The following is a 26010-nucleotide window of genomic DNA, read 5'->3' as shown; positions in this document are numbered from 1 at the left end:
GTGATTCAATTGAATACAAAAAAACAGCGCTAATAGAGCGCTGTTTTTTATTCGGGCGAAGTAAGATTACTTAACTTCTTTACCTTGAGCTTGTAAGTCTGCGTGGTAGCTTGAACGAACAAGTGGGCCACAGGCTGCATGAGTGAAACCAAGTTCATCAGCTAAGGCTTTCAATTCATCAAATTCGGCAGGTGGAACATAGCGTTCAACAGGTAGGTGGAATTTAGATGGTTGTAAGTATTGACCAAGCGTGAGCATTTCCACGTTGTGGGCGCGTAAATCTCGTAATACTTCGGCTATTTCTTCGTTAGTTTCACCTAGACCCATCATTAAACCAGACTTAGTCGGGATCGTTGGGTGACGCTCTTTAAAGCGTTTAAGTAGATCTAATGACCACTGATAGTTAGCGCCTGGACGTGCTTTGCGGTAATGAGCTGGAGCCGTCTCAAGGTTGTGATTAAATACATCAGGAGGCTCGGTCGCTAAAATATCTAAAGCGGCATCGATACGACCTCGGAAATCAGGAACCAGAGTTTCAATCTTGATTTCAGGGTTTAATAAACGAATTTCGCGAATACAGTCAGCGAAATGCTGTGCACCACCATCACGTAAATCATCACGGTCAACAGAAGTAATCACCACATACTTTAATTTCATATCTTTAATCGTTTGAGCCAGTTTTTTAGGCTCGTCAGAATCCGCTTTGAGTGGGCGACCATGGGCCACATCACAAAAAGGGCAACGACGGGTACAGATTGCACCTAAGATCATAAAGGTTGCTGTGCCGTGGTTAAAACATTCTGCTAAGTTTGGGCAAGAGGCTTCTTCGCAAACTGAGTGTAATCCGTTTTTACGTAATGCCGCTTTTATCTCGAGAATACGTTGATTTGACGCGGGTAATTTTACTCGTAACCAATCCGGTTTACGCAGCATAGTTTCGCGCTCTGATGGCACGACTTTTACAGGAATTCGTGCGACTTTATCGGCATCACGTAATTTGACACCTGGTTGTAATCTTTCAGGCCTATTCATTATTCTGCTAATCCTTGATGATGTACAAGTTGTTGGTAGCCCATAATTTGGCTAAAGGTTTGGATTAATTTATCGCCAGCTTCAAGCACAGTTTGTGGACCACCTAATGCTTTACATTGCACCATTTCTAAACCCGCATATCCGCAAGGATTGATACGCTGAAACGGGGCTAAGTCCATATCGACATTTAATGCTAAGCCGTGAAAAGAGCAACCTTTACGGATGCGTAATCCTAAAGAGGCAATTTTTCGTTCTGTTACATAAACACCAGGAGCGTCAGCTTTTGCGTAAGCATTAATAGCGTAACAAGCGAGCATGTCAATAATACTTTGCTCAATATTGTTCACTAATTGACGAACGCCTAGTTTATTACGTTTGATGTCGATAAGTGGATAAACCACTAATTGTCCTGGGCCGTGATAAGTAACTTGGCCACCACGATCGACTTGAATAACCGGAATATTACCAGGGTTGAGTATATGCTCGCTTTTACCTGCTTGGCCTTGGGTAAATACTGGTTGATGCTCAACAATCCAAAGTTCATCTTGGCTGTCGCTATCGCGAGTGTCAGTATATTCCTGCATTGCATGCCATGTCGATTCATAGTCTTGCATGCCAAGATGGCGGATGTGCAGTGTTTGTGCTTGCAAGGGCAACGTCTCCCCCAGATAAATTGTGTGTCCATCGAGTCAATGGATGAATTCTTGAGTATTATACTCAAGTTTATGAGTAAAGATGACTCTTTTGGTTCTTACAGTACGCGTTTTACACCTTCAATTGCGGCAAGATCAATATACGCTTTTTCAATATGTTCTTTGCTGGTAACAGTAATACGGATGGTCACTGAATAGTAACTGCCTTTACTTGATGCCTTCACGCTTGGAACATAATCACCGGGAGCAAGTTGTTGCGCTACAGCAACAACACGATCGGCTAAGGTATCGTCAGCATCACCAATCACTTTGAAAGGGCACGAATTAGGAAATTCCATCACTTGGTCAAACGTTGTATTTAACATTAACTTACTCGATTCTGTTTTGGTGTTACTAATATGGTGGCAATTATACCCGATTCAAGCCCGGTAGATCTTAAAAAGTTAAAGCCGCTGATTAGGCGGCTTTAATTAGTTGATTCACTAATAGTTTCATTAGTGAATCATGTCAATCTGAATAATTACTCAAACCAACTGGCAAACATTTGTTTAAAGTAATCCATTAACTTACTGAACATACCGCCTTCTTGAACTTCATTCAATGTCACTAGCGGGAATTGAGCAATGTCTTTTCCATCAAGCTGGAAAAAGACGCGACCGACGGTTTCGCCTTTAGCAAGTGGGGCTGTTAGTGGCTTAGTTAATTCAAAGTTAGCTTGTAAATCTTTTGCTTTACCACGGCTAATAGTAATAGGGGTATCGGTCATCACACCGAGATCAACTGTGTCTCTGTCGCCATACCAAATTTGTTGAGTTACGAAGGTATCGCCAGCTTTGTATGGTGTAATCGTTTCGAAAAAACGGAAACCATAGTTGAGTAGTTTCTTACTCTCAGCTTTACGTGCAGATTCACTCGATGTGCCCATCACAACACTGATAAGACGCATGCCTTCGCTGGTGCCTGAAGATACTAGGTTGTAGCCTGCACCTGATGTATGACCAGTTTTAATACCATCAACGTTTAAGCTTTTATCCCATAACAAGCCATTACGGTTATATTGCTTAATGCCGTTATAGGTAAAAGACTTCTCTGAATACACTTTATATTCTTCAGGTACATCACGGATCAGCGCGGCACCTAAAATGGCCATATCATAGGCTGTCGTTTTGTGATTTTCTGAATCTAAACCATGAGAGTTTTCAAAGTAGCTGTCTTTCATGCCTAATTGCTTAGCCCATGAATTCATTAAATCAACGAATGCACCTTCTGTCCCGGCAATATGCTCAGCCATAGCAACACAGGCATCATTACCCGATTGAATAATAATACCGCGGTTTAAGTCGTGTACTTTGACGGTTTTACCCACTTCAATGAACATTTTAGATGAATCAGGGAAATTCTTTGCCCACGCGTTCTTGGTAATGGCTACATCATCATCTAATGAAATATTACCAACGCGGATTTCATGGCCAATAACATAGCTGGTCATCATTTTTGTCAGACTTGCTGGGTTTAAACTTTCGTAGGCATTTTCTTCAGCAATAACTCTGCCAGAATTATAATCCATTAGCACGTAAGCTTTAGCAGCAACACTAGGCGCGTCTGGTGTCACCATAGGTGCGCGATTGGGTGTAGGACGTATATCTGGTTGTGGCGTTGCTGCGATTGAAGAAAAACAGACAACAGATGCAAAGAGCATCGTTGTTAATTGAGCAGTTTTGGAAGTCATCATGAAGTTAGCACGTCTCTAGTTAGTCGAAGAAAAGACAAAGATCAATTGGTATATTTTTTCGATTATACATTAGTAGGCAACCATTTCGCATTAAGGTTCATTCATCCAATGTAAATGAAGCTTAATGTTACTCTGTATCACCAGTATTATGGCTTACGGTACGATAAAGCTTTGTGGATAACCATCTGTTTGCACACGATCGAGCAATTTATTGGTTAGATGAATTTGTCTGATCGGGCCCAACTGTAATCTGTGCATGCCATTTATGGATGTCACGCGAGAATTAACGGCGTATTTGGTTTCTAACTGTTTGGCTAACATATTAATACGCAGTTTATCTTGCGACGCTGCAACTTGAATAAAATGATTGTCGTCATCTTTTAAATCGCTTATTACTCGCTCTTCTGGTGAGGGAATGTAAACGGTTTCAATAGCGACTTTTGCGGTTCCTCTGGCCAGCATGCCTAAGTGGTAAGCCGCAGCATAAGATAGATCAATCACTCGACCATGATGAAATGGTCCGCGGTCATTTACCCTAACAATAATTTGTTTATTGTTGTCTAAATTGGTCACTTTGACATAACTGGGTAAGGGCAGGTTTTTATGCGCTGCAGACATAGTGTACATATCATAAGTTTCGCCATTAGAGGTTAAATGACCATGAAACTTTGAGCCATACCATGATGCATGACCTTGCTCTTTAAATCCCTTTCCGCTGTCGAGCACTTGATAGCTTTTGCCTAATACGGTGTAGTTACGATTACCTTGTCTGCTATAAGGTTCGTATTTAGGTTGGGCGTTTTTAACCAAGCTCACGTCTGGTGCGTCATCAGGATAACGATCGTTAGCCATTTGATAGCGGCTTTTTTTTCCTGAAGAAGAGTTTTTAGCATCATTTGACGAGCAGCTAATGAGAAAGACACTGCTAAAAATGATTAATAAGATGAAACGGTAATTAATGACCATGTTGATTTACCGATTTATGATGAGCGTTAAGTTGTTGGCTAAACTGATAAACCGCCATGGCATATAATGGGCTGCGATTATAGCGAGTAATCACATAAAAGTTTTTAAGCCCGAGCCAGTATTCAGTGCTTTCAGCTTGATCTAGTTTAATTAACAATGCAGCTTGTGACGCATCAATATCTTGATTATCTGCCAAGCTTAATGATGGGCTAAGAATGTCTGATACCTTATAGTGAAGCTTTTCTTTGGTCCATACCTTCGCTTTAGGGGCCGTGCTTGAGGTGTGATTTAGCAATAACGCTACAGGTTGGCCTTTTTGCCAACCGTGTTGATGAAAATAGTTAGCTACACTGCCAATTGCATCAGCTTTGCTGGTTAATAAATCTCGTCGACCGTCACCATCAAAATCCACAGCGTAATGGCGGTAGCTAGATGGAATGAATTGACCGTAACCCATTGCTCCAGCATATGAGCCTTTTAAGGTGTCATTATCGAGTTTTTCTTCTTTAATCAACGACATTAAATTGGCATATTCACTGCGAAAGAACGTTGCCCGTGGTGGGTAATGAAAGCCCAGCGTGTACAGGGCATCTTGCACACGATAATTGCCTAAGTAACCACCATAGAATGTTTCAATGCCAATGATCGCCACTATAATTTGTGGATCGACGTTAAATTGCTTGGCTGCTTTATCGATGGTTTGCTGGTTTTCTTGCCAAAACTCTAGCCCTTTTTGCAACCGTTTGTCGGTCAAAAAAATAGGATAATATTGGTGCCAAGGTTTCGCTTCCCAAGGTTTTGATATCGCGTCAATAATGGTTTGGTCGAAGCTTGACGATGCTAAAAACTGCTCGACTTCTTGTTGCTTAAATCCTTGTTTTACTTGTTCGGCAATAAAGGTTTTCTGTAACGCTTGAGTATCAGTTTCGGTCACTGCATTTGCGTCAAAAACAGCACTCATAAGTAATGCTAAGCTGGCGATTTGAACGGTTATTTTTGTCATGGTTAACGTTAATCCTATCTATCGACAAATCGTCTGTGGGTGTGAATACTCATTAAAATACCAAAACCTGTCATTAAGGTCAGCATTGAGGTTCCACCATAACTGATTAGCGGTAAAGGTACACCAACCACAGGTAGAATGCCTGATACCATGCCGATGTTAACAAAAACATAGACAAAAAACGTTAGGGTGATACTTCCGGCCAATAAGCGTGCAAAACTGGTCTGTGCTCGTGAAGCGATAACCAGACCCCTGCCAATGACAAATAAATACATTGCCAGTAACACTAAACTGCCAATTAATCCGAACTCTTCTCCGATCACTGCAAAGATAAAGTCGGTATGTCGCTCAGGTAAAAACTCTAATTGTGATTGAGTCCCATCAAGCCAACCTTTACCCCAAAGTCCACCAGAACCAATGGCAATTTTCGATTGGATAATATGATAACCCGCGCCGAGAGGATCTTGTTCTGGATTAAACAAGGTTAATACTCGAGTTCGCTGATAATCGTGCATCAAGAAAAACCACAATACGGGTAAAAAGATCAAAATCGCAGTAACAAAGCCGCCGACAATTAGCCAGCTCATGCCAGATAAAAACAACACAAATACTCCAGAAGCTGCGACCAAAATAGAGGTGCCTAAGTCAGGTTGTTTAGCAATGAGTAATGTTGGAATAAGTAGAATAATAACGCCACCGGCCAGATATCGCTTTTTGGGTGGTAGCGGGAACTTACTGATATACCACGCCATGGTGATGGGGAAGGCTAGTTTGATGAGTTCCGATGGTTGGAATTCCATAAATCCTAAGTTTAGCCAGCGCTGGGCACCTTTATTAATGGTGCCGAACAGTTCAACACCGATGAGTAACGCTACCCCAGCAAGATAAATAGGCAAAGCCCAACGCCTGAGTATTTCAGGATTGATTTGTGCAAAGCAAAACATGACGCCTAACGACAACGCCATACGCACAAGTTGACGCTCCATCATCGCAGGGTCTTCGCCACTGGCAGAATAAATCACAAAAAGGCCAAAGCTCATTAAGATAACGATGCCGATGAGTAATGGCACATCTAAGTGTATTTTTTGCCAAAACGATTTTTGATATGCATGATTATTCACGGTTTTACCGCCCATTCGTCTCGTAAAATATACTCATCGAGCAAGGCTCGAGCTAGCGGGCCAGCATTGGCGCCACCCCAGCCGGCGTTTTCTAATACCACAGCCAAAACAATACGAGGGTTTTCGTAAGGAGCGTAAGCAACAACTAATGCATTATCGCGTAAGTGTTCTGCGATAGTGTTGGCATTATATTTTTGATCTTTAGCTACGCTAAATACCTGTGCAGTACCCGTTTTCATTGCTGCAGTATAGGTTGCATCGGTAAAGCGAGATTTATCAGCAGTTTGGCGCATAGCTTCATTGATGATGTCCCAATTACGAGGGTCTTTAAGCTCTATTGGTACTTGCTCATCAATCGGCGAATCAATTTTAACGGTACTATTTTTAAATGATTTTAATAGATGAGGCGTAAAGCGCTTGCCTTTATTTGCCATGATAGTCACCGCATTAGCAAGCTGTAGAGGAGTAGTGGTCCAATATCCTTGGCCAATACCGACCGAAATTGTATCGCCGTTATACCAAGGTTGGTTGTAACGCATTCTTTTCCAGTCTCGAGATGGCATTACGCCATCTGATTCTTCAAAAATATCAATGCCAGTACTTTTGCCAAAACCAAAGCGATCCATAAATATGGCCATTCTATCGATGCCAACTTTATAGACGAGGTCATAAAAGAAAATATCACAAGAGTCGACAATGGCATGATAGATATCTACCCAGCCATGGCCCCATTTTTTCCAGTCGCCCCATTTGCGATCGACGCCTGGCATTTGCCAATAGCCTGGATCCCAAATCCGCGTGCGTTCGCTAATGATTTTTTCTTCTAACCCAAGTAATGCAACATGCGGTTTGATGGTTGACGCAGGTGAGTATTGCCCTTGGGTTGAACGATTTATTAATGGCCGCGACTTATCGTTTAACAGCTCATTATAAGCTTTAGAACTAATGCCGTGAACAAAGGGGTTTGGGTCATATGATGGGCTTGAAATCATGGCTAAAACACCGCCATCTCTAGGATCTATAGCCACAACGGAGCCTTTGCGGCCATCTAAAAGCTCCATGGCCTTCTGCTGTAGTTTGAGATCTAACGTGAGATAGATATCTTGTCCTGGTGTTGGCGGAGTCACTTTAAGCGTGCGGATCACTCTGCCACGATTATTGACCTCTTCTTCGAGGTGACCAGGGGTACCATGAAGTAAACTTTCATAAAATTTTTCAATACCTTGCTTACCAATATCTTTGGTTGCAGCATAGTTTTTCCACTGACTGCTTTTTTCAAGTAAGGCTTTATCTCGGCTATTAATTTTGCCGACATAACCCAATACATGAGTCATTAGCGCATTAAAGGGATAATGACGCTTAAGACCTGCTTCAACATAAATACCAGGAAATTTATATTGATTAACACTAAAGATGGCGACTTGTTCGTCGGTTAATTTACTTTTAATGGTTAACGGCTTAAACCGGCGATGAAACTTTAAGGTTTCAGTGATGCTTTCGCGCTCATCTTCTGAGAGTTCAATGAAGGTATTAAGCTCGTCCAAAGTCGCGGTAATGTCATCGACTTTTTCTGGAATAAGTTCTAAAGAATAATAAGGTTGGTTTTCGGCTAATAGTACGCCATGACGGTCATAAATTAACCCTCTGCTAGGCGGAGTAGGAACCACACGGATACGGTTATCATTTGAACGAGTTTCATAGTCTTTGTAAGAGACAACTTGAAGATGATAAAGATTCGAAAATAAGATGCAGAGTAGAAAGAATACGCAAATAAAAGTGAATAATGCACGGCGTTTAAATAGCGCGGCCTCTGCGGCGTGATCATGCATGGTAATGCGCTTATTTGGCGACACTTATGCTATCCCCGTCTTTACCAAATGGAAGGTTGAATTATAGAAGGTCACAGTATCAGCTGATGAACATGAAAAAAAGAGTTGCATGATAATCATTATCGATAAGCTTAGTTATTCATGCGACTGAGTTTATTCTCTGTGATACGGATGATTGTTATTGACGCTCCAAGCTCGATATAGGCTTTCTGCCACAATAACCCTAACCAAAGGGTGAGGTAAGGTCAGGGCAGATAAACACCAGCTTTGGTTGGCCGCCTCTTTACAAGCAGGTGAAAGTCCTTCTGGGCCACCAATAAGTAAGCTGACATCTCTACCATCGAGTTGCCACTTTGTCATTTGCTCGGCAAGTTCTGGTGTTGTCCAGTTTTTACCGGGTAAATCTAGGCTGACAATGTGGTTACCTTTTGCTACTGCCGCTAGCATTAATTCGCCTTCCTTATGTAAAATTCGGGCGATATCAGCATTTTTCCCGCGTTTCCCTGCTGGGATTTCGATGAGTTCCAAAGCCATATCTCTAGGGAAACGGCGTTGGTATTCTTCGAAGCCTCGGGTTACCCAATCGGGCATTTTGGTGCCAACGGCAATAAGCTGTAACTTCATTAGACGCTGTGTTCAGACCAAAGTTTTTCAAGCTCGTAGTAATCACGAGTTTGTTCTTGCATCACATGCAAAATCACTGAGCCTAAATCAACTAATACCCATTCACTGCTGTCACGACCTTCGACCCCAAGAGGTTGCACGCCAGCATTTTTTGCTGACACGATTACGTGCTCACCAATAGATCGAACGTGTGTTTTTGATGTACCAGTACAAATGATCATAGTGTCGGTAATGGTTGACCGCTTAGATACATCTATAACAGTAATATTTTTTGCTTTTAAATCATCGACTTTGTCGATAACGAAATCTTTTAGTTCGGTGCCTTGCACTCGAAGTACCTCATAAGTAAAAATTAACGGAGTATTATACTCAAATTCACTGTTGATGCGCAATTAAGCAAGGCTAAACAACGATAGATTTAATTTTGTGTCCGATGCAGAGTTTACCCATAATCATAAAAGTTGAGTTAATAACTGTGCGGTTTATTGTGTTAGCGATAGAGCTGATGTTGGCGAATATATTCGGTTGTTGTTTGAGATAAAACCGTGCTGATATCAATATTTTGAGCTAACTGCTGACGTATTTCAGTTGAAGAAATATCGACTAACTGGCTGTTGATGCTGAATATTCTGCCATTTTTAGCATGGGAAGGCGAGTCAAGATAGTCTGCGGTTGCTTGTCTGAATAATAATTCTTTGGTCATTTCGCTATGGGTGTCCATTGCCCAACCAGGGCGTTGACACAATGCAATATGGCACAGATTAAACAATGATTGCCATTGATACCACAATGGTAATTGAACAAATGAATCCATGCCCATAATGAAAAAGAATTCATCATCAGGATATTGTTGGGTGAGTAATGTGAGCGTAGTGACGCTGTAAGACGGGGTGTCGCGATTGATTTCGATATCACATAGCTTAAATTCTGGGTACTGCTGGCAAACTAACTTCACCATTTCAAGCCGGTGATGAGTACTGACTACGGTAGTATTTTTATGTGGGGGTATATGATTGGGCATTAGCCAAATCTGGTCTAAATGAAGTTGCTGTTTTACATCTAGTGCAGGATTGATATGTCCTAGATGGATAGGGTCGAACGTGCCACCCAAAATACCGATACGCATTCGCTGTCCTTACTTTTTGTCTCAGTCTGTTAATTCAATATGAGCTAAACGGTTATGTGCTCGTGGATCAAATAAAATGCAAAGATGGCTGAGACCAATCCAATCTTCAAGCCCTTTTTGTTTTAGATTTAATTCTAATTTAGACGCAAACGCGAGCATATGTTCGATATGATCTAAATCTAATCGCGTTATTGCAGCTTGATAGAGTGGTTTACGCTTATCCCAAATCCGGTGCTGGCCCCACAGTTTATTGAGTTGCTCGCCATTATGAACGGCCAGTTTCAAGGTGAGCAGCAAATTTATCTCTTTGAATAAAGCCCACATTAAAATGGGCATAGCAGTGCCTTCAGCCTGCAATTGAGCCAACATATGTTGCGCATGTTTTTGATGATTACCTAGAATGGCATCACAAAGTTGAAACACACTGAAACGAGATTGGTCTTCGAAATATTCACTGAGTTGTTCTGGGGCAATATTTTGCTTAGGGCTGAGCAGTTGTAACAATTGCATCGCTTGTTCAGCCGCCAATAAGTTACCTTCAAATAGGGTAAACAACATGGCTTTGGCATCATGGTGAACCGTGAGTTCATAATGAGAAATACGACTGTCTAACCAGCGTTCAAACTGTTTACCTTCAGGCGTGGTGCAGGGTAGGTATATACCTTTGGCATCGAGTGATTTAAACCATTTGCTATTGGTTTGCTCTGCACTGGCTTTAGGGCCTTGAATAATCAATAACATATCTGGATTAGGGTGTTGCAACAGCGTTTGAAATGCTGCTGCGCCTTCCATGCCCGGTTTGCCTTGCGGCAGGGTTAACTCAATAATCCGCCGGCTGGCAAATAAGCTCATTGCTTGCCATTCTTGGACTAAATCTCCCCAGTTAAAACCGGTTTCTTGGCTCAACTGTACACGCTCTTCAAAGCCTTGTTTTTTAGCGGCGTTGAGGATCAATTGTTTACTGTTTTCGATTAACCATGGGTCATCACCAAACAGTAAAAAACATTGAGGTAGCGGTTTGAGATGTTGTTTGAGTTGATCAGGATAAACCCGCATTACTCTGCCCCGATTGACGCCAGAGTCTGGATAATATAATCGGCTGCCTGTACGCGCATCTCTTTAACCAACAACTCCATTTCACGGCTTTTTGCTAATGCAGTACGAGGATCGTCTTGATAATCTCGGCGGATTTCAGTATCAAAATCTTGTGGCTCTTGTCCTGGTAAAGTAACCGAATAATGCACTAAGTAAATCAGCTCATATTCTGCAACATTTCCTGTGGGATAAAGTGACAGTGTAGCACGTTCCAGTGAGTCGTTAATTAACCGTAACGTCGGTGTTTTTTCTGCTGCATCGACAAGGCTAATACGGTTGATCCGTAATCTGTCACGAACTAAGCGAGTTAACTCACTGTATTCATCGCTGCTGCTTAAATGCAATTCGGCCAATTCGGCAGGGATGGAGTAACTGCGTTGGAGTTTGAAGCCGCATCCTGCAGTGGTCAGTAGCACCAATGTCATTATGGCTAAACAGATTTTTTTGGCTAGCATAGTGAGGGGAGGCATCCTTGTTTATTTGCATGGTTAAATAAATAACTTACCGTGGTGTACCCGCGGTAAGTTATAACACTGAAGCGTTAACGTTATCACCCTAATTTCGGAGGCTGACGAGCCTCCTCATTAAAACAACTTAGTTAGCAACAATACTTAATAGTTTACCGGGCACGTAAATCACTTTACGAACCGTTAACCCTTCAGTGTGTTTTTGTACGTGCTCATCACTCATGCCTAATGCTTCTACATCTTCTTTTGATGCATCAGCAGCAACAGTAATTTTTGCGCGAACCTTTCCGTTTACTTGTACCACAATGAGCTTGCTGTCTTCGACTAACGCAGACTCATCGACTTCAGGCCAACGGCTATCTTCAATATCACCTTCGTTACCTAGCTCATTCCATAACGTAAACGTCATATGCGGAACAATAGGGTAAAGCAAACGCGTTACTGCAGACAAAGCTTCAGCAAGTAATGCTCGATCTTGAGCCGTTTCTTGTGAGGCTTTCAGTAAATGGTTCATTAGTTCCATTACTGAGGCTACAGCGGTGTTAAACATTTGACGACGTGCAATGTCATCGCTGACTTTGGCAATGGTCTTATGTAATTCACGGCGCAATGCTTTTTGATCGGCATTTAATTTGCTGGTATCTAATGGGTCAGTTTTACCTGCAGCAACATGATCGCTAGCCAATTTCCAGAAACGTTTAATGAAGCGATGTGCTCCTTCAACGCCAGACTCTTGCCATTCCAGGGTTAATTCTGGTGGCGAGGCAAACATCATGAATAAACGTACGGTATCAGCACCGTACTTTTCAACCATAACTTGTGGATCGATACCGTTATTTTTCGATTTAGACATCTTACTCATACCAGTGTAAACCAGTTCATGACCTTGATTGTCTATCGCTTTAATAATGCGGCCTTTGTCGTCTTTTTCTACCACCGTCACTTCTAAAGGTGATACCCAAACTCGGGCACCTTTTTCGTTGGTGTAGTAATAAGCGTCTGCTAATACCATGCCTTGAGTCAGTAATTGCTTTGCGGGCTCATCACTGTTGACTAAGCCAGCATCACGTAGCAACTTATGGAAAAAGCGGAAATACAATAAATGCATACAAGCGTGTTCGATACCGCCAATGTACTGATCTACTGGTAACCAGTAGTTAGCTTTAGCAGGATCTAACATTTCGTCTGCGTGAGGGCTACAGTAACGGGCGTAATACCACGATGATTCCATAAAGGTATCAAAGGTATCTGTTTCACGGGTTGCTGGCTGACCGTTGACTGTGGTTTCGGCCCAAGCCTTATCGGCTTTAATTGGACTTTGAATACCGTCCATCACCACATCTTCTGGCAAAATAACTGGCAGTTGATCTTCAGGCGTTGGCACAACAGTACCATCTGCGAGGGTCACCATTGGGATAGGAGCACCCCAGTAACGCTGACGAGATACACCCCAGTCACGTAAACGGTAGTTTACTTGACGCTTGCCTTTGCCTTCTGCAGTTAATCGAGCATCAATGGCTTCAAAAGCCGCTTGAAAGTCTAAACCGTCAAGCTCTGGGAAAGTGTCTCCAGAATTAAATACGATACCTTTTTCGGTGTAGGCTTCTTTGCTGACGTCTACTTCGCCATCTACTGGCTTAATGACCGCTTCAATCGCAAGCTTATATTTAAGCGCAAATTCATAATCGCGTTGATCATGAGCAGGTACCGACATTACCGCACCCGTGCCGTAATTCATCAATACAAAGTTAGCGACCCAAATAGGTACTAACTTGCCACTAATAGGATGAATAGCTTGTAAACCGGTTGCTACGCCTTTTTTCTCCATCGAAGCCATCGCAGCTTCAGTGGTATCAGCATTTTTACATTCTTCTAAAAATGCGGCTAACTCAGGGTTATTCAATGCAGGCTGTTCAGCTAAAGGATGACCTGCTGCAATAGCTACATAAGTCACGCCCATTAAGGTATCTGGACGAGTGGTGTAGATGTCAAACGAGGCATCACTGTCAGCAACGGCAAAGGTCATTTCAATACCTTCACTGCGGCCAATCCAGTTGCGTTGCATGGATTTAACCTGCTCAGGCCAGCCATCTAACGTGTCGATGTCGTTAAGTAATTCTTCAGCGTAATCGGTGATTTTAATAAACCACTGAGGAATTTCTTTCTGAATCACTTCAGTATCACAGCGCCAGCAGCAACCATCTTGTACTTGCTCGTTTGCGAGTACGGTTTCATCGTTTGGACACCAGTTTACTGATGAGGTTTTTTTGTACACTAAACCTTTGGCATACAACTGAGTGAAGAACCATTGTTCCCAACGATAGTACTCAGGGGTACAGGTAGCGATTTCACGACTCCAGTCATAACCAAAGCCTAATAGCTTAAGTTGGTTCTTCATGTAGTCGATATTTTCGTATGTCCACGGTGCCGGCGAGGTCTTATTATTGATCGCGGCATTTTCTGCAGGCAGACCAAATGAGTCCCAACCAATCGGTTGCAAAACATTTTTACCTTGCAAACGTTGATATCGTGCCACTACATCGCCTATTGTGTAGTTACGGACGTGGCCCATGTGAAGACGACCTGAAGGATACGGAAACATTGAAAGACAATAGAATTTCTCTTTGCTTTCATCTTCAGTAACTTCAAAGGTTTTATGTTCGTGCCAGTGCTTTTGCACTAAGGCTTCAATTTCTGAGGGATTATATAGCTCTTGCATCAATCTATTTCCGGCCATGCCGCCCATTGTTTGATCTAACGCTCAGCAGCGAGATTTATAACTGCATAGAATAAACCAGAAGTGATCTATTAAAAAGGTGCGTATTAAGGAGTATTACTTATGAGTGGAAAAAGTTCAGCACTATTAGCCTTATATCAGTCACTATTCGAACAGGTGAAAACCTCGTTTGAGCAAGATAACTCATTGACTGCTAAAAGTTTGTTTAAGTCAGTGACCCAGGGTAAAGAGTATTTAAAACTAAAATCTCATGCAGATGAAGAAGAGCTCGCTTTAGTAGAAGAATTTTTAAAGCGTGACATTGCAGCCTTCTTAAATGAGGAAAATGCCGATAATTTGAGTTTTAGTCCGATGGTTATTGGGATTGAGAATACATTATGGCAGTGGTTGAGCGAAATAACTGATCGTAGCCAAGTGGAGTGGCATGAACTTTTACAAGATTTTAAACATCATGGTGTTTATAAGTCTGGGGAAATTATTAACCAAGGTAAACTGACCTGCGATAAATGTGGTCATCAAATGCAAATCGATTTTCCTGGGGTCATCCCCGACTGCCCAAAATGTGATTATAATGAGTTTTCAAGGGAGCCGTTAACACCATAACCAGCTAAGTGAATACTTAAAACTCTACTCGGTAATGGTAGTGACTCGTACTGCTGTTACCGATCATTTCATCATACGCTGTCTGAATTTCTAGCATGGCATAATGAATGCCTTGTTGTTTCAATAACACTTCAGCTTGTTTGATTGAGTTGAAACTCAGCTGTTTCCCTGCTTTATTGCGAACACTGTAAAAATTTCCTAGCAGATCTTTAACACCGAGCAAATAATGATTTGAGTCGGCATAACTAATAATCGTTGGATGTTTAGTTTGTTGGGATATGGCTAATTTTATTTCAAATAGTTGCATCGTAATCTTCACCAATAGTTGTTTACCCAAGACATTACGAAGCAAGCTGAAGCTTAGTTTATATTGATAGCTTATTTTTAACATCTAAATGCATTGAAAGACGGTTTTAGATTAGCAACCACTGACTACAGTTTGATATTGGGGTGCTGTATTTGCATCTGCGGCTTGAGTGTAAGAGAAGTAACAATTGTCATTGATGACCTGGCCATTATCATCTTTATCATATCCGATATAAGTAATAGCAATTCCTTGATATTGAATGGTAAAAGCGTCATCCACAACGATCCATTTTTCAATGTCCGTGTTGTCTAAATAGCCCCATTTTAACCGAGTTTCAAATACTCCGTCGTTGTCGATATCAATATCGATTAAGTCATCGCGGTTTGTGACTGCTTGCACTCGTAAGCTCGTCATTTTTGAACGGGCATACACCAGAGTATTGGCTGTTTTAATGCTGCCCATGAGGCCCGATAGGGTGCGCTGTCTCGCTTCGGTACTCAAGCCAATAAATTTAGGTGCTGCAACCAGCGCTAGAATACCTAAAATAATGATGACCACAATCAACTCTATTAAGGTAAATCCTTTTGAGAGAACCTGTGTTTGGAGTCGAATCGATTGTGACATCAAATTGTCCTGTTATTTACGTAAGACGTTTCTGACACTAAATAACACTAATAAACCGCACAGTATGAGTAAGGGGAATTGACCTATTTTTCTAAACCAAGTTTCACCTTGATAAAGTGCAATATTGGTTACTAACACCCCAGTTTCAAACTGCGGGATAGCATCGGTAATTCGTCCATGCGGATCAACGACTGCAGTAATGCCATTATTGGTACCACGCAGTAATGGTTTACCCATTTCAATGGCACGCATTTGGGCTATTTCCATGTGCTGTAATGGCCCGTTAGATGCGCCAAACCAAGCGTCGTTTGATACTGTGAGTAGCATATCTGTTTCATTTGTAACGCTTGCTCTTACTTGCTCTGGAAAGGCAATTTCATAACAAATCGCCGGCGCTACATGATAACCCAGTGCAATTAAATTAGGTTGAGTGTAGTCACCACGTTGGAATGATGACATTGGTAAATTAAAAAACGGTGCAATAGGGCGTAATAAATCCCCTAATGGCACGAACTCACCAATTGGCAGTAAATGATGTTTCTTAAACTCGTTGGTGCCACCGGCAATATAGTCAGCACTTTGTTGCTGCTTCTGATGGTGATTACCTAATACGATTAATGAGTTATAAAAATCATTTTGCTGGTGGCTAATAATGCCTGTAATAATCGCAATGTTATTCATATTGGCGACTTGATTGGCATTGATTAAAAAGTCTTCCACCATGGCTTCTGGTGCAGGAATGGCAGCTTCTGGCCAAATAACGATATCGACACTAGAGGCATCATCAAATTGCTCACGGGTTAGATCCATGTATTTAAGCATGGTTGGCCACAATGCATCGGGCTCCCACTTCATACTTTGGGGAATATTACCCTGCACTAATGCCACTTTAACTGTTTTACCACTGGCTGATATTGGGTTGAGTTGCGGTGCCGCCCAAGCGCTTAATGCCAAGATAGGTAATATGATTAGCACTGGGAATACTCGCTTTTGTGTTAACAGCATCAGTGAGCCTGCAACTAAAGCCACCACAAAGCTCAGTCCTAACGCACCAATAAAGCTGGCAAATTCACTAAGAGGCCCTAATGTTTGGCTGTAGCCAGCCCAAATCCAAGGGAAACCTGTCAGTACCCATCCTCTTAACCATTCAGTTAGCACCCATAATGCTGGGAATAATCCTAGATAGGTAAAGTAAGGATTTAAGGAGTGCTTAGCTGTGCGTGATAACTTGCTGAGCAAGTATCCTGTTATTGCGGGATAAATTGCCAGATACAGTGCCAGTAAAGCCATTAAGGTTATCGACACAACAATGGGCATGCCACCAAAGGTATCAATACTGACATGCACCCAACTAATGCCAATGGCAAAGCAGCCAAAACCGAAACTAAGCCAGTAATACAAACTTTGTTTGGCGGTTAATGTATGACTCTGCCATAGGGCAAAACTCAATGCTAAAGGAAATATGGCCCAAATTTCATAAGGCGCAAACGAAAGTGCCGTACTGGCGCCAGCAATAAATGCCGTCACCAGACGAACAATACTCAAAGAAGAGTGTAAAGGTTGAGTTTTTAGCACGATTTAGTCGTCGAATTCTTCACTAATATTAGGGTCAGGGAGTTTAACACGAAGTTGCACCAAGCGGCGGTTATCTGCGTTAATGACTTTGAACTCGATATTGTTGATGATAATGCTTTCATTACGTTCTGGTAAATGGCCAAATGCATGCGACACCATACCACCGACAGTATCGAACTCTTCATCACTGAAGTTGGTACCACAGGCATCGTTGAAATCTTCAATTTCAGTCAGCGCTTTTACCATGAACACTGTGTTACTGAGTTTTTTGATTTCGGTATCTTCAACTGAATTATGGTCAAATTCATCTTCAATTTCCCCGACAATTTCTTCGAGAATATCTTCAATAGTGACTAGGCCTGACACTCCACCATATTCATCGACAACAATCGCCATATGGTAGCGTTGTGAGCGGAATTCTTTGAGCAGTACATCGACTCTTTTACTTTCAGGAACGACCACGGCAGGTCGAATCACTTGGGCAAGAGTAAAAGATTCATCAGATTGTTTAAATCCGTATTTGATCAAATCTTTAGCCAGTAAAATGCCTTCAATATGATCTTTGTCTTCATTAACAACAGGGAAGCGAGAGTGACCTGAATCCATGACGATTTCTAAAAACTCATCGACGGTCGAGTCTATTTGAATGGTAACAATTTGCGATCTTGGGATCATGATGTCGCGCACACGAAGGTCGGAAACCTCTAATACACCTTTAATCATTTCGCGAGTATCTTCGGTGATGAGGTCACGCATTTCTGCACCGGCGATGACATCAACTAAATCTTCGCGATTTTGAGGTTCGCCCTGAAATAATTGGTTAATTTTATCGAACCAGCTCTTCTTGTGGGCGTTTGTACTCGGGGGGATATCGTCACTCATAATATTTACCTAAACAGGGTTATCTATAAGATATACCTTGTTTATTTATGCTTCCTTATAGGGATTGTCAAAACCTAAGCCTTCAACAAGTTGGGTCTCTAATGACTCCATCTCATCGGCTTCTTCGTCGATAATATGGTCATAACCCAGCAAATGCAAGCTACCGTGTATGACCATGTGTGCCCAGTGTGCGATTAGCGGTTTATTTTGCTCAATTGCTTCTTGTTCCACCACTGGTGCACAGATAACGAGGTCACCCAATAATGGCAATTCAACTTCAGGCGGCGCTTCAAATGGAAATGACAATACGTTAGTTGGTTTGTCTTTACCGCGATAAGTTGAATTGAGCTGCTGACTTTCGGCAATATCAACAATACGAATGGTTAACTCGACTACTGGCATTGTTTGGCCAATAGCCGTTCGAACCCAAGTTTCAAACTCAGCTTGTGTCGGTAAATGTGGATTATCGACTGCAATTTGCAGGTCGAGATCTAATGATATCCCTTGCTGGCTCATTGAGCACTTTCCTCTTTATCTATTAGCTGACGTTTCTGCTCACGTTCACGATAAGCTTGTTCTTTGATGGTTTTTTGGATTTGCTCTTGTTGCTCGAATGCTTCATACGCTTCAACGATACGAGCAACAACAGGGTGGCGGACCACATCTTGGGCAATAAAGAAATTAAAGCTGATCTCAGATACTTCACTGAGAACCTCAATGGCGTGACGTAGGCCTGATTTTTGGCTACGAGGTAAATCAATTTGAGTAATATCGCCAGTGATCACCGCACGAGAATTAAACCCAATACGGGTTAAGAACATTTTCATTTGTTCAACTGTGGTGTTTTGGGCTTCATCTAAAATAATGAAAGCATCATTGAGAGTCCGGCCGCGCATGTAAGCGAGCGGGGCGACTTCAATTACGCCGCGTTCAATCAGTTTTTCAACTTTCTCAAAACCCATCATCTCAAATAAGGCATCATAAAGTGGGCGTAGATATGGATCGACTTTTTGGCTTAAATCGCCCGGTAAAAAACCGAGTTTCTCGCCGGCTTCAACTGCAGGACGAGTTAATAGAATACGACGCACTTCTTGTCGCTCATACGCATCAACCGCCGCTGCAACAGCAAGGTAAGTTTTACCTGTACCAGCAGGGCCAATACCAAAGCTGATGTCGTGACGAGTGATATTATGCATGTACACACTTTGATTTGGTGTACGAGGCTTAATCACACCACGCTTAGTTTTTATATGGATGCTACTGTCGTCAGAGTCTTGCTGTGCTTCAAGGTTAATGGCTTCTTGAATGGCTAAATGCACTACTTCAGGTTCTAAGTCTGGCGTGCTGCCTTTTACGGTTTGGGTTTCAATGTATAACTGACGCAGCAAGTTATTGGCATTGAGCGCATTACGTGGCAGTCCAACAATAGTGAAGTGGTTATCTTTATGAACAATCTCAACACCTAATCGGCGCTCTAGCTGTTTGATGTTGTCATCAAATGGGCCACATAATGACACGAGGCGGCGAGTATCTGAAGGTTCTAGATACAAATTCATGGTAGTGACTTTAGTGGTCAAATAAGGCTCCAGGTTTTGGTATTGGACAACAAAATATATGCCATTTAGTAATAATGACAGTTTACGAGTCTCTGTATCGAATTACCATAATATGACTAATTTTAGGCAAAATTAAAGGCGGACAAGCCGCCTTTAATATCATCTTAAGCAACAAACATGAATTACGGCTTAAAGTGGGTCACACCTAATGCGTCATCTTGCTTGTGTTTAGCCATAATATCAGCTGGTTGTAAACTGCGACGTAAATCCATTTCATCTTCACCACGGACAAATTCGCCGCGTAATGAGTTGGTATAAACATCAACAATTTTCACATCAACGAAACTGCCGATATGAGTGTGGGCGGCTTCAAAGTTAACGACTCGACTGTTTTCAGTACGACCGCGAAGTTCCATTGGATTCTTTACCGATGGACCTTCTACTAAAATACGTTGAACCGAGCCTAACATATGACGGCTATAACGCATTGCTTGTTGCGTAATGCGCTCTTGTAAAATGGCTAAACGCTGCTTCTTTTCTTCGTCGCTAACATCATCAGGCAAATCTGCCGCAGGCGTGCCTGGGCGAGCGCTGTAGATAAAGCTAAAGCTGTGGTCAAAACCAACATCTTCAATCAGTTTCATGGTATCAGCGAAATCTTGTTTAGATTCGCCAGGGAAACCAATAATAAAGTCTGAACTGATTTGAATATCAGGACGCGCTTTACGCAAGCGACGAATAATCGACTTGTATTCAATTGCCATGTGACCGCGTTTCATTTGGGTCAAAATACGATCAGAACCCGATTGCACCGGTAAATGCAGGAAGCTCACCAATTCAGGCGTGTCTTCATACACATCGATAATGTCTTGGGTGAATTCAATTGGGTGGCTAGTGGTAAAACGTAGACGGTCGATACCATCAATTGAGGCCACTAGGCGCAATAATTCCGCAAAGGTACATATCTCATCATCATGAGTTGCACCGCGATATGCGTTAACGTTTTGACCTAATAAATTGACTTCACGTACACCTTGGGCGGCTAATTGGGCCACTTCAAGAATAACGTCATCTAACGGACGGCTGACTTCTTCACCACGGGTATAAGGTACCACGCAGAAAGAACAGTACTTACTGCAACCTTCCATAATTGACACGAACGCGGTTGGACCGTCAGCGCGAGGCTCAGGAAGACGATCGAACTTCTCAATTTCTGGGAAACTGATATCAATCACGGCTTTTTCGCCACGTTGAATTTGTTCAATCATCTCAGGTAAACGATGCAATGTTTGTGGACCAAAGATAATATCAACGCATTGAGCGCGATCTTTAATTGCTTTACCTTCTTGCGAGGCAACGCAACCGCCGACCCCAATAATTAAATTAGGATTTTTATCTTTTAAAGATTTCCAACGCCCTAGCTGATGGAATACCTTCTCCTGTGCTTTTTCACGAATAGAGCAAGTATTAAGCAGCAGAACATCTGCTTCGCTTGCGTCCTCGGTCAAGGTATATCCTTGATAGTCGTCTAATAAATCGGCCATCTTTGATGAGTCATACTCATTCATTTGACAGCCCCAGGTTTTAATATGAAGTTTTTTACTCATCAGTGCTCGCCAGTAAATCACAGTAAAAATAGCGCGACATTTTACCTGTTGTCAGGCGGTCTGGCTAGCACTAGTGCAAGTTTCACTCATTTGAATCTAAACTTTGTAATAGCCTTGAAAATTGTAATGATTTATCGTTGGCGTTAAACGTGATGGATTGAGCGGAGTAAAAACCAAATTCCGCGGCCATTTGGCGACTTTGTTGCTGGACTTGAACGAGATTACTTTGGCTTAAATCGCGATTAAAGCTGAGCAACATTTCCGTGGTTTGTTGATATAGGGCATAATCGAATGCATTACGATATGTCACGGTAATGGTTTCAATGGAACCTATATTTGTTGCGTCCGGAATGATTAAATTATTTTTGGGGTTATTGGCACTGGCATTAGTCGACAGTATTAATGCGCAACTTATGATTGTGGTGATCAAAACTGTGGTGATCAAAACTGTGGCAATTAAACCATAGCGAATGTAATGGCGTACAAATTGATGGTGACTGTTCATGATGCCCTCTCTTGATTACGTAAAGTGGATCAATTAATGAGACAGTCACAGTATATAAAATCGTTTATTGATTGATTTTTGTTCATTGTAAGCAGGTGTAGGTAAAAGCCGTTATAGCAACATTTGGTCATGCTTTAGCTCTTATAGACATATTTATACATATATTGACCTCTATTCACTGTCATATTAAACAGAAACTCATCTCACTATTTATGGATGCCAACACAATGCAAGATGCTTCATGCACATCAACGAACACCACTGGTCACACTAATCATTATGATGTTGTCGTTGTTGGCGGCGGAATGGTCGGTGCAGCAGCAGCGATTGGATTAGGTCAGTTAGGGCTCAGTGTTGCAGTGATTGAATCTCGCCAACCGCAACCTTATGAACCTGAGCAGCCTCTAGATGTACGAGTTTCGGCAATTAGTGTGGCATCTGAGCAATTGTTAGCGCGACTTGGTGTTATGGATGAGCTGCTAACCATGCGTCATGTGCCATATACTGGTTTAGAAACATGGGAACTTGATGGCTGCCTTACTGCATTTAGCGCCGAACAAGTTGGCCAGCCGCACTTAGGCTATTTTTTTGAAAACCGTTTAATTCAATTAAGCCTATGGCAACAAATTCATCAAATGGACAACATCACCTTACTGTGTCCAGCTAAAGTGATGCAGTTTTCGCGTTTAAGAGATGGTCATCAAGTCGGCGTTTTGCTGGATAATAGCGATATGCTTACTACAACATTACTTGTTGGTGCCGATGGGGCTAACTCGCAAGTGCGCCAATGGGCTGGTATTGGGGTGACAGGTTGGGATTATGCCCAATCGGCAATGTTAATCAATATAAGTACTCAAACTCCTCAGCAATCAATTACCTGGCAGCAATTTACTCCAGCAGGGCCTAGAAGCTTACTACCGCTTCCTGGAAATAATGCTTCGTTAGTGTGGTATGACGATGCCAATCGAATTAAACAGTTATCTCAACTGAATGATCTACAACTTGCTGAACAAATCAGGCTACATTTTCCGTCGAGATTAGACCCTAATTTTACTGTTGAAAATCGCGGTAGTTTTCCATTAACTCGGCGCCATGCACAACAATATTATCAAGATAACCTGGTTATTATTGGCGATGCAGCTCACACGATTAATCCATTAGCTGGCCAAGGCGTTAATATTGGTTTTAAAGATGTCGATGTGCTGGTGGCTCAAATTGCTAATGCTATTGGTAATGGTAAAACATGGTGGCATGCGAGTGTATTAAAGCATTATCAGCAAGCGCGATATTATGATAATCAATTGATGATGACTGCAATGGATGCTTTTTATGCTGGTTTTAGTAACAATTTATTGCCATTAAAATTACTGCGTAATGGCGCGTTAAAACTGGCCAATATCGACTCACCGCTAAAACGTAAAGTATTGAAGTACGCGCTTGGGCTGAATTAAACTATCGGTTGGCGATATGTGCCATTTGTTAGCTAGGCTTACTACGCAACAAACATGACTTCTATAAAGAGTCGTCAACCGTAAAGCATGAGTGACTTTGAATGATTACATTATGAGTGAAATTGGTATAAAATGCCGCGTTTTGCATCATGTGTATTTTGATGTACCCCATGAAGGCATTTAGCAGCATTGTTTGCTATTAAACTGACTAGGTTGTGATGAGTAACATTAAATTGATTGTCGGGTTGGCAAATCCGGGTGCTGAATACGCACAAACTCGCCATAATGCTGGTGCATGGTACGTGCAAGAATTAGCGCGTATATGTAATGTCCCTTTGGTTGCAGAGAGTAAATATTTTGGTGTCACAGCCCGTGCAACGTTGCATGGCAGGGATGTTCGTTTACTGATCCCGACAACGTATATGAACTTAAGTGGTAAGTCGGTTGCAGCGTTAGCCAATTTTTTCCGCATTTTGCCCGAGGAAATCTTAGTCGCCCATGATGAGCTGGATATGGATCCTGGTGTGGCTAAATTCAAGTTGGGCGGTGGCCATGGCGGTCATAATGGTTTAAAAGACATTATTGCCAGTTTAGGTAACGACAAAAACTTTCATCGTTTGCGCATTGGCATTGGCCATCCAGGCGATAAAAATAAAGTCAGCGGCTACGTACTTGGCAGGGCACCAACGATAGAGCAAGAGCGAATAAACGCCGCGATTGATGAAGCGGTTCGTTCAACCGAGATTTTATTTAACCAAGACATAGCGAAAGCCATGCATAGATTACATTCGTTCAAAGCAGAATAAGCCAAGCGAGTTTTGTTTTAACACCCTTTCGACATCATTATCCAATGGGATAACTCTACATATATAAAGGTAAGCATATGGGTTTTAAATGCGGCATTGTTGGTCTGCCAAACGTGGGTAAGTCAACGTTGTTTAATGCGTTAACACAAGCGGGTATTGAAGCGGCAAACTTTCCGTTTTGCACTATTGAGCCAAACACGGGTGTGGTACCGGTACCAGATGCACGTCTTGATGCGTTAGCTGCTATTGTTAAACCTCAACGTATTTTACCTACTTCTATGGAGTTCGTTGATATCGCTGGTCTAGTCGCTGGTGCATCGAAAGGTGAAGGCTTAGGTAACAAGTTTTTAGCTAACATTCGTGAAACTGATGCAATTGGTCATGTAGTACGCTGTTTTGAAGACCCGAACATTGTTCACGTAGCGAATAAAATTGATCCAGCTGGCGATATTGAAGTCATTAATACAGAGCTAGCTCTAGCAGACTTAGACGCATGTGAGCGCGCTATTTTTCGTCAAGCTAAACGTGCTAAAGGCGGCGACGGTGATGCAAAATTTGAAGTCGCTGTACTTGAAAAAATGCGTCCATTGTTAAATGAAGGCCAAATGTTGCGTTCGTTGGAATTAACTAAAGAAGAGTTAGCAGCCGTTGCTTACCTTAACTTCTTAACGATTAAACCAACAATGTACATTGCTAACGTTGCCGATGATGGTTTCGAAAACAACCCTCATTTAGATGTTGTTCGTGCTATTGCCGCTACAGAAAATGCTATCGTTGTGCCTGTATGTGCTGCTATTGAATCTGAATTAGCAGAAATGGAAGCAGATGACCGCGCAGAGTTTATGGCTGACCTTGGTTTAGAAGAGTCTGGCTTAGACCGCGTAATTCGTGCAGGTTACGAATTACTGAATCTGCAAACGTACTTTACTGCAGGTGTAAAAGAAGTTCGCGCATGGACAGTACCTGTTGGTGCTTCTGCCCCACAAGCTGCTGGCGTAATCCATACCGACTTTGAACGTGGCTTTATTCGTGCACAGGTTATGGCATATCAAGATTTTATTACCTACAAAGGTGAAGCTGGCGCCAAAGATGCGGGTAAATTACGTGTTGAAGGTAAAACATACATCGTTAAAGATGGCGATGTAATGCATTTCTTATTTAACGTATAAGTGTCACTTACGTTAATTAGAAATTAAAATGGGGCGTAAAGGTGTTTAAGGTGTGTTAATTGGGTTTATTTTGTCGATTCGGCATTCAGTTTGGTGAAGTTATAGCCGAACAAGTCGAATTGATGAAAATAGCGAAAAAAACCAGTTGACCTAGATAACCTGAATAAGCATAATACGCCCCGTTCCTCACCAAGAGGGATAGCAAGAAATAGTGGCAATATAGCTCAGCTGGTTAGAGCACAGCACTCATAATGCTGGGGTCGCAGGTTCAAGTCCCGCTATTGCTACCATCTATTTCTTACCCATCTGCTCAAGATGTTAAACTAGAGTGTTGTGCGGGAGTGGTGGAATTGGTAGACACGCCAGATTTAGGTTCTGGTGCCGCAAGGTGTGAGAGTTCAAGTCTCTCCTTCCGTACCATTTATTAGAAATATTGGCTTAAGCGGATGTTTCAAAAAGTTTGATTGGGATATCGCCAAGCGGTAAGGCACTGGGTTTTGATCTCAGCATTCCAAGGTTCGAATCCTTGTATCCCAGCCA

At 42.1% G+C, this 26010-nt stretch carries 26 protein-coding genes and 3 tRNA genes; 7 read left to right on the top strand and 22 right to left on the bottom strand.

Going from position 1 to position 26010, the window contains the following annotated elements; all coding sequences use genetic code 11:
• Positions 1–66: 66 nt before the first annotated feature.
• From lipA to leuS, 14 genes are all read right to left on the bottom strand, one after another.
• Entirely contained in the window at positions 67–1032 is a 966-nt protein-coding gene (gene lipA, locus AAEY97_RS19830; protein WP_101088694.1) for a lipoyl synthase, read from the bottom strand.
• Entirely contained in the window at positions 1032–1682 is a 651-nt protein-coding gene (gene lipB / locus AAEY97_RS19825) for a lipoyl(octanoyl) transferase LipB (RefSeq protein WP_101088695.1), read from the bottom strand. Before lipB ends, lipA begins: the two co-directional genes overlap by 1 nt.
• Before the next feature lie 101 nt (positions 1683–1783).
• Positions 1784–2050, bottom strand: a complete 267-nt coding sequence (gene ybeD, locus AAEY97_RS19820; protein WP_011636177.1) for a DUF493 family protein YbeD — start codon at positions 2048–2050, stop codon at positions 1784–1786.
• 155 nt (positions 2051–2205) lie between these two features.
• Complete coding sequence (locus AAEY97_RS19815) at positions 2206–3414, bottom strand: serine hydrolase (protein ID WP_101088858.1); 1209 nt, start codon at positions 3412–3414, stop codon at positions 2206–2208.
• A gap of 156 nt (positions 3415–3570) precedes the next feature.
• Positions 3571–4383 (bottom strand): septal ring lytic transglycosylase RlpA family protein, encoded by an 813-nt coding sequence (locus AAEY97_RS19810; RefSeq protein WP_101088696.1) that lies wholly within the window; start codon positions 4381–4383, stop codon positions 3571–3573.
• Positions 4373–5386, bottom strand: a complete 1014-nt coding sequence (mltB, locus tag AAEY97_RS19805; protein WP_162023781.1) for a lytic murein transglycosylase B — start codon at positions 5384–5386, stop codon at positions 4373–4375. The genes AAEY97_RS19810 and mltB overlap by 11 nt, the downstream gene beginning before the upstream one ends.
• A gap of 14 nt (positions 5387–5400) precedes the next feature.
• Positions 5401–6522 (bottom strand): rod shape-determining protein RodA, encoded by a 1122-nt coding sequence (gene rodA / locus AAEY97_RS19800; RefSeq protein WP_011636181.1) that lies wholly within the window; start codon positions 6520–6522, stop codon positions 5401–5403.
• On the bottom strand, positions 6504–8360 hold the full coding sequence (gene mrdA / locus AAEY97_RS19795) for a penicillin-binding protein 2 (protein ID WP_101088698.1): 1857 nt from the start codon (positions 8358–8360) through the stop codon (positions 6504–6506). Before mrdA ends, rodA begins: the two co-directional genes overlap by 19 nt.
• A 129-nt stretch (positions 8361–8489) precedes the next feature.
• Positions 8490–8960 (bottom strand): 23S rRNA (pseudouridine(1915)-N(3))-methyltransferase RlmH, encoded by a 471-nt coding sequence (gene rlmH / locus AAEY97_RS19790; protein WP_101088699.1) that lies wholly within the window; start codon positions 8958–8960, stop codon positions 8490–8492.
• On the bottom strand, positions 8960–9289 hold the full coding sequence (gene rsfS, locus AAEY97_RS19785) for a ribosome silencing factor (protein ID WP_011636184.1): 330 nt from the start codon (positions 9287–9289) through the stop codon (positions 8960–8962). Before rsfS ends, rlmH begins: the two co-directional genes overlap by 1 nt.
• Before the next feature lie 161 nt (positions 9290–9450).
• Complete coding sequence (gene nadD / locus AAEY97_RS19780) at positions 9451–10086, bottom strand: nicotinate-nucleotide adenylyltransferase (RefSeq protein ID WP_351000970.1); 636 nt, start codon at positions 10084–10086, stop codon at positions 9451–9453.
• Between the two features lie 21 nt (positions 10087–10107).
• Complete coding sequence (gene holA / locus AAEY97_RS19775) at positions 10108–11142, bottom strand: DNA polymerase III subunit delta (protein ID WP_351000967.1); 1035 nt, start codon at positions 11140–11142, stop codon at positions 10108–10110.
• Positions 11142–11636, bottom strand: coding sequence for an LPS-assembly lipoprotein LptE (locus AAEY97_RS19770; protein WP_059744816.1), 495 nt, complete (start codon positions 11634–11636; stop codon positions 11142–11144). The genes holA and AAEY97_RS19770 overlap by 1 nt, the downstream gene beginning before the upstream one ends.
• A 139-nt stretch (positions 11637–11775) precedes the next feature.
• The gene (leuS, locus tag AAEY97_RS19765; RefSeq protein ID WP_351000989.1) at positions 11776–14367 is read right to left on the bottom strand and encodes a leucine--tRNA ligase; all 2592 of its coding nucleotides are present in this window, start codon (positions 14365–14367) and stop codon (positions 11776–11778) included.
• Between the two features lie 120 nt (positions 14368–14487).
• Between leuS and AAEY97_RS19760 the strand changes: the two genes are divergently transcribed.
• Positions 14488–14988, top strand: coding sequence for a zinc ribbon-containing protein (locus AAEY97_RS19760; protein WP_101088702.1), 501 nt, complete (start codon positions 14488–14490; stop codon positions 14986–14988).
• Between the two features lie 16 nt (positions 14989–15004).
• Here the strand turns inward: AAEY97_RS19760 and AAEY97_RS19755 are convergent, their stop codons facing one another.
• From AAEY97_RS19755 to AAEY97_RS19720, 8 genes are all read right to left on the bottom strand, one after another.
• Entirely contained in the window at positions 15005–15295 is a 291-nt protein-coding gene (locus tag AAEY97_RS19755; protein WP_174839650.1) for a DUF6482 family protein, read from the bottom strand.
• Positions 15296–15406: 111 nt separating this feature from the next.
• Entirely contained in the window at positions 15407–15919 is a 513-nt protein-coding gene (locus AAEY97_RS19750; protein WP_101088703.1) for a prepilin-type N-terminal cleavage/methylation domain-containing protein, read from the bottom strand.
• Positions 15920–15931: 12 nt separating this feature from the next.
• Complete coding sequence (gene lnt / locus AAEY97_RS19745) at positions 15932–17494, bottom strand: apolipoprotein N-acyltransferase (RefSeq protein ID WP_351000964.1); 1563 nt, start codon at positions 17492–17494, stop codon at positions 15932–15934.
• Between the two features lie 3 nt (positions 17495–17497).
• Positions 17498–18376 (bottom strand): CNNM family magnesium/cobalt transport protein CorC, encoded by an 879-nt coding sequence (gene corC / locus AAEY97_RS19740; protein ID WP_101088705.1) that lies wholly within the window; start codon positions 18374–18376, stop codon positions 17498–17500.
• A 45-nt stretch (positions 18377–18421) separates the two neighbouring features.
• Positions 18422–18892 (bottom strand): rRNA maturation RNase YbeY, encoded by a 471-nt coding sequence (gene ybeY, locus AAEY97_RS19735; protein ID WP_101088706.1) that lies wholly within the window; start codon positions 18890–18892, stop codon positions 18422–18424.
• The gene (locus tag AAEY97_RS19730; RefSeq protein WP_162023778.1) at positions 18889–19953 is read right to left on the bottom strand and encodes a PhoH family protein; all 1065 of its coding nucleotides are present in this window, start codon (positions 19951–19953) and stop codon (positions 18889–18891) included. Before AAEY97_RS19730 ends, ybeY begins: the two co-directional genes overlap by 4 nt.
• A 161-nt stretch (positions 19954–20114) precedes the next feature.
• The gene (gene miaB / locus AAEY97_RS19725; protein WP_101088708.1) at positions 20115–21539 is read right to left on the bottom strand and encodes a tRNA (N6-isopentenyl adenosine(37)-C2)-methylthiotransferase MiaB; all 1425 of its coding nucleotides are present in this window, start codon (positions 21537–21539) and stop codon (positions 20115–20117) included.
• An 82-nt stretch (positions 21540–21621) separates the two neighbouring features.
• Positions 21622–22044, bottom strand: coding sequence for a hypothetical protein (locus AAEY97_RS19720; protein WP_351000959.1), 423 nt, complete (start codon positions 22042–22044; stop codon positions 21622–21624).
• A 227-nt stretch (positions 22045–22271) separates the two neighbouring features.
• Between AAEY97_RS19720 and AAEY97_RS19715 the strand changes: the two genes are divergently transcribed.
• From AAEY97_RS19715 to AAEY97_RS19690, 6 genes are all read left to right on the top strand, one after another.
• Positions 22272–23495 (top strand): FAD-dependent monooxygenase, encoded by a 1224-nt coding sequence (locus AAEY97_RS19715; RefSeq protein ID WP_351000957.1) that lies wholly within the window; start codon positions 22272–22274, stop codon positions 23493–23495.
• Between the two features lie 218 nt (positions 23496–23713).
• Complete coding sequence (gene pth / locus AAEY97_RS19710; RefSeq protein ID WP_351000954.1) at positions 23714–24301, top strand: aminoacyl-tRNA hydrolase; 588 nt, start codon at positions 23714–23716, stop codon at positions 24299–24301.
• A 77-nt stretch (positions 24302–24378) separates the two neighbouring features.
• A complete protein-coding gene (ychF, locus tag AAEY97_RS19705; RefSeq protein ID WP_101088712.1) occupies positions 24379–25470 on the top strand; it encodes a redox-regulated ATPase YchF in 1092 nt (363 codons plus the stop codon).
• 213 nt (positions 25471–25683) lie between these two features.
• Positions 25684–25760, top strand: a tRNA-Met gene (locus AAEY97_RS19700).
• Between the two features lie 45 nt (positions 25761–25805).
• Positions 25806–25890, top strand: a tRNA-Leu gene (locus tag AAEY97_RS19695).
• 45 nt (positions 25891–25935) lie between these two features.
• Positions 25936–26010, top strand: a tRNA-Gln gene (locus AAEY97_RS19690).

Origin of the sequence: Shewanella sp. TB7-MNA-CIBAN-0143 (genome assembly GCF_040310065.1) — a bacterium.
GTDB lineage: Bacteria > Pseudomonadota > Gammaproteobacteria > Enterobacterales > Shewanellaceae > Shewanella.
This window is presented reverse-complemented; position numbering and strand designations above follow the sequence as displayed.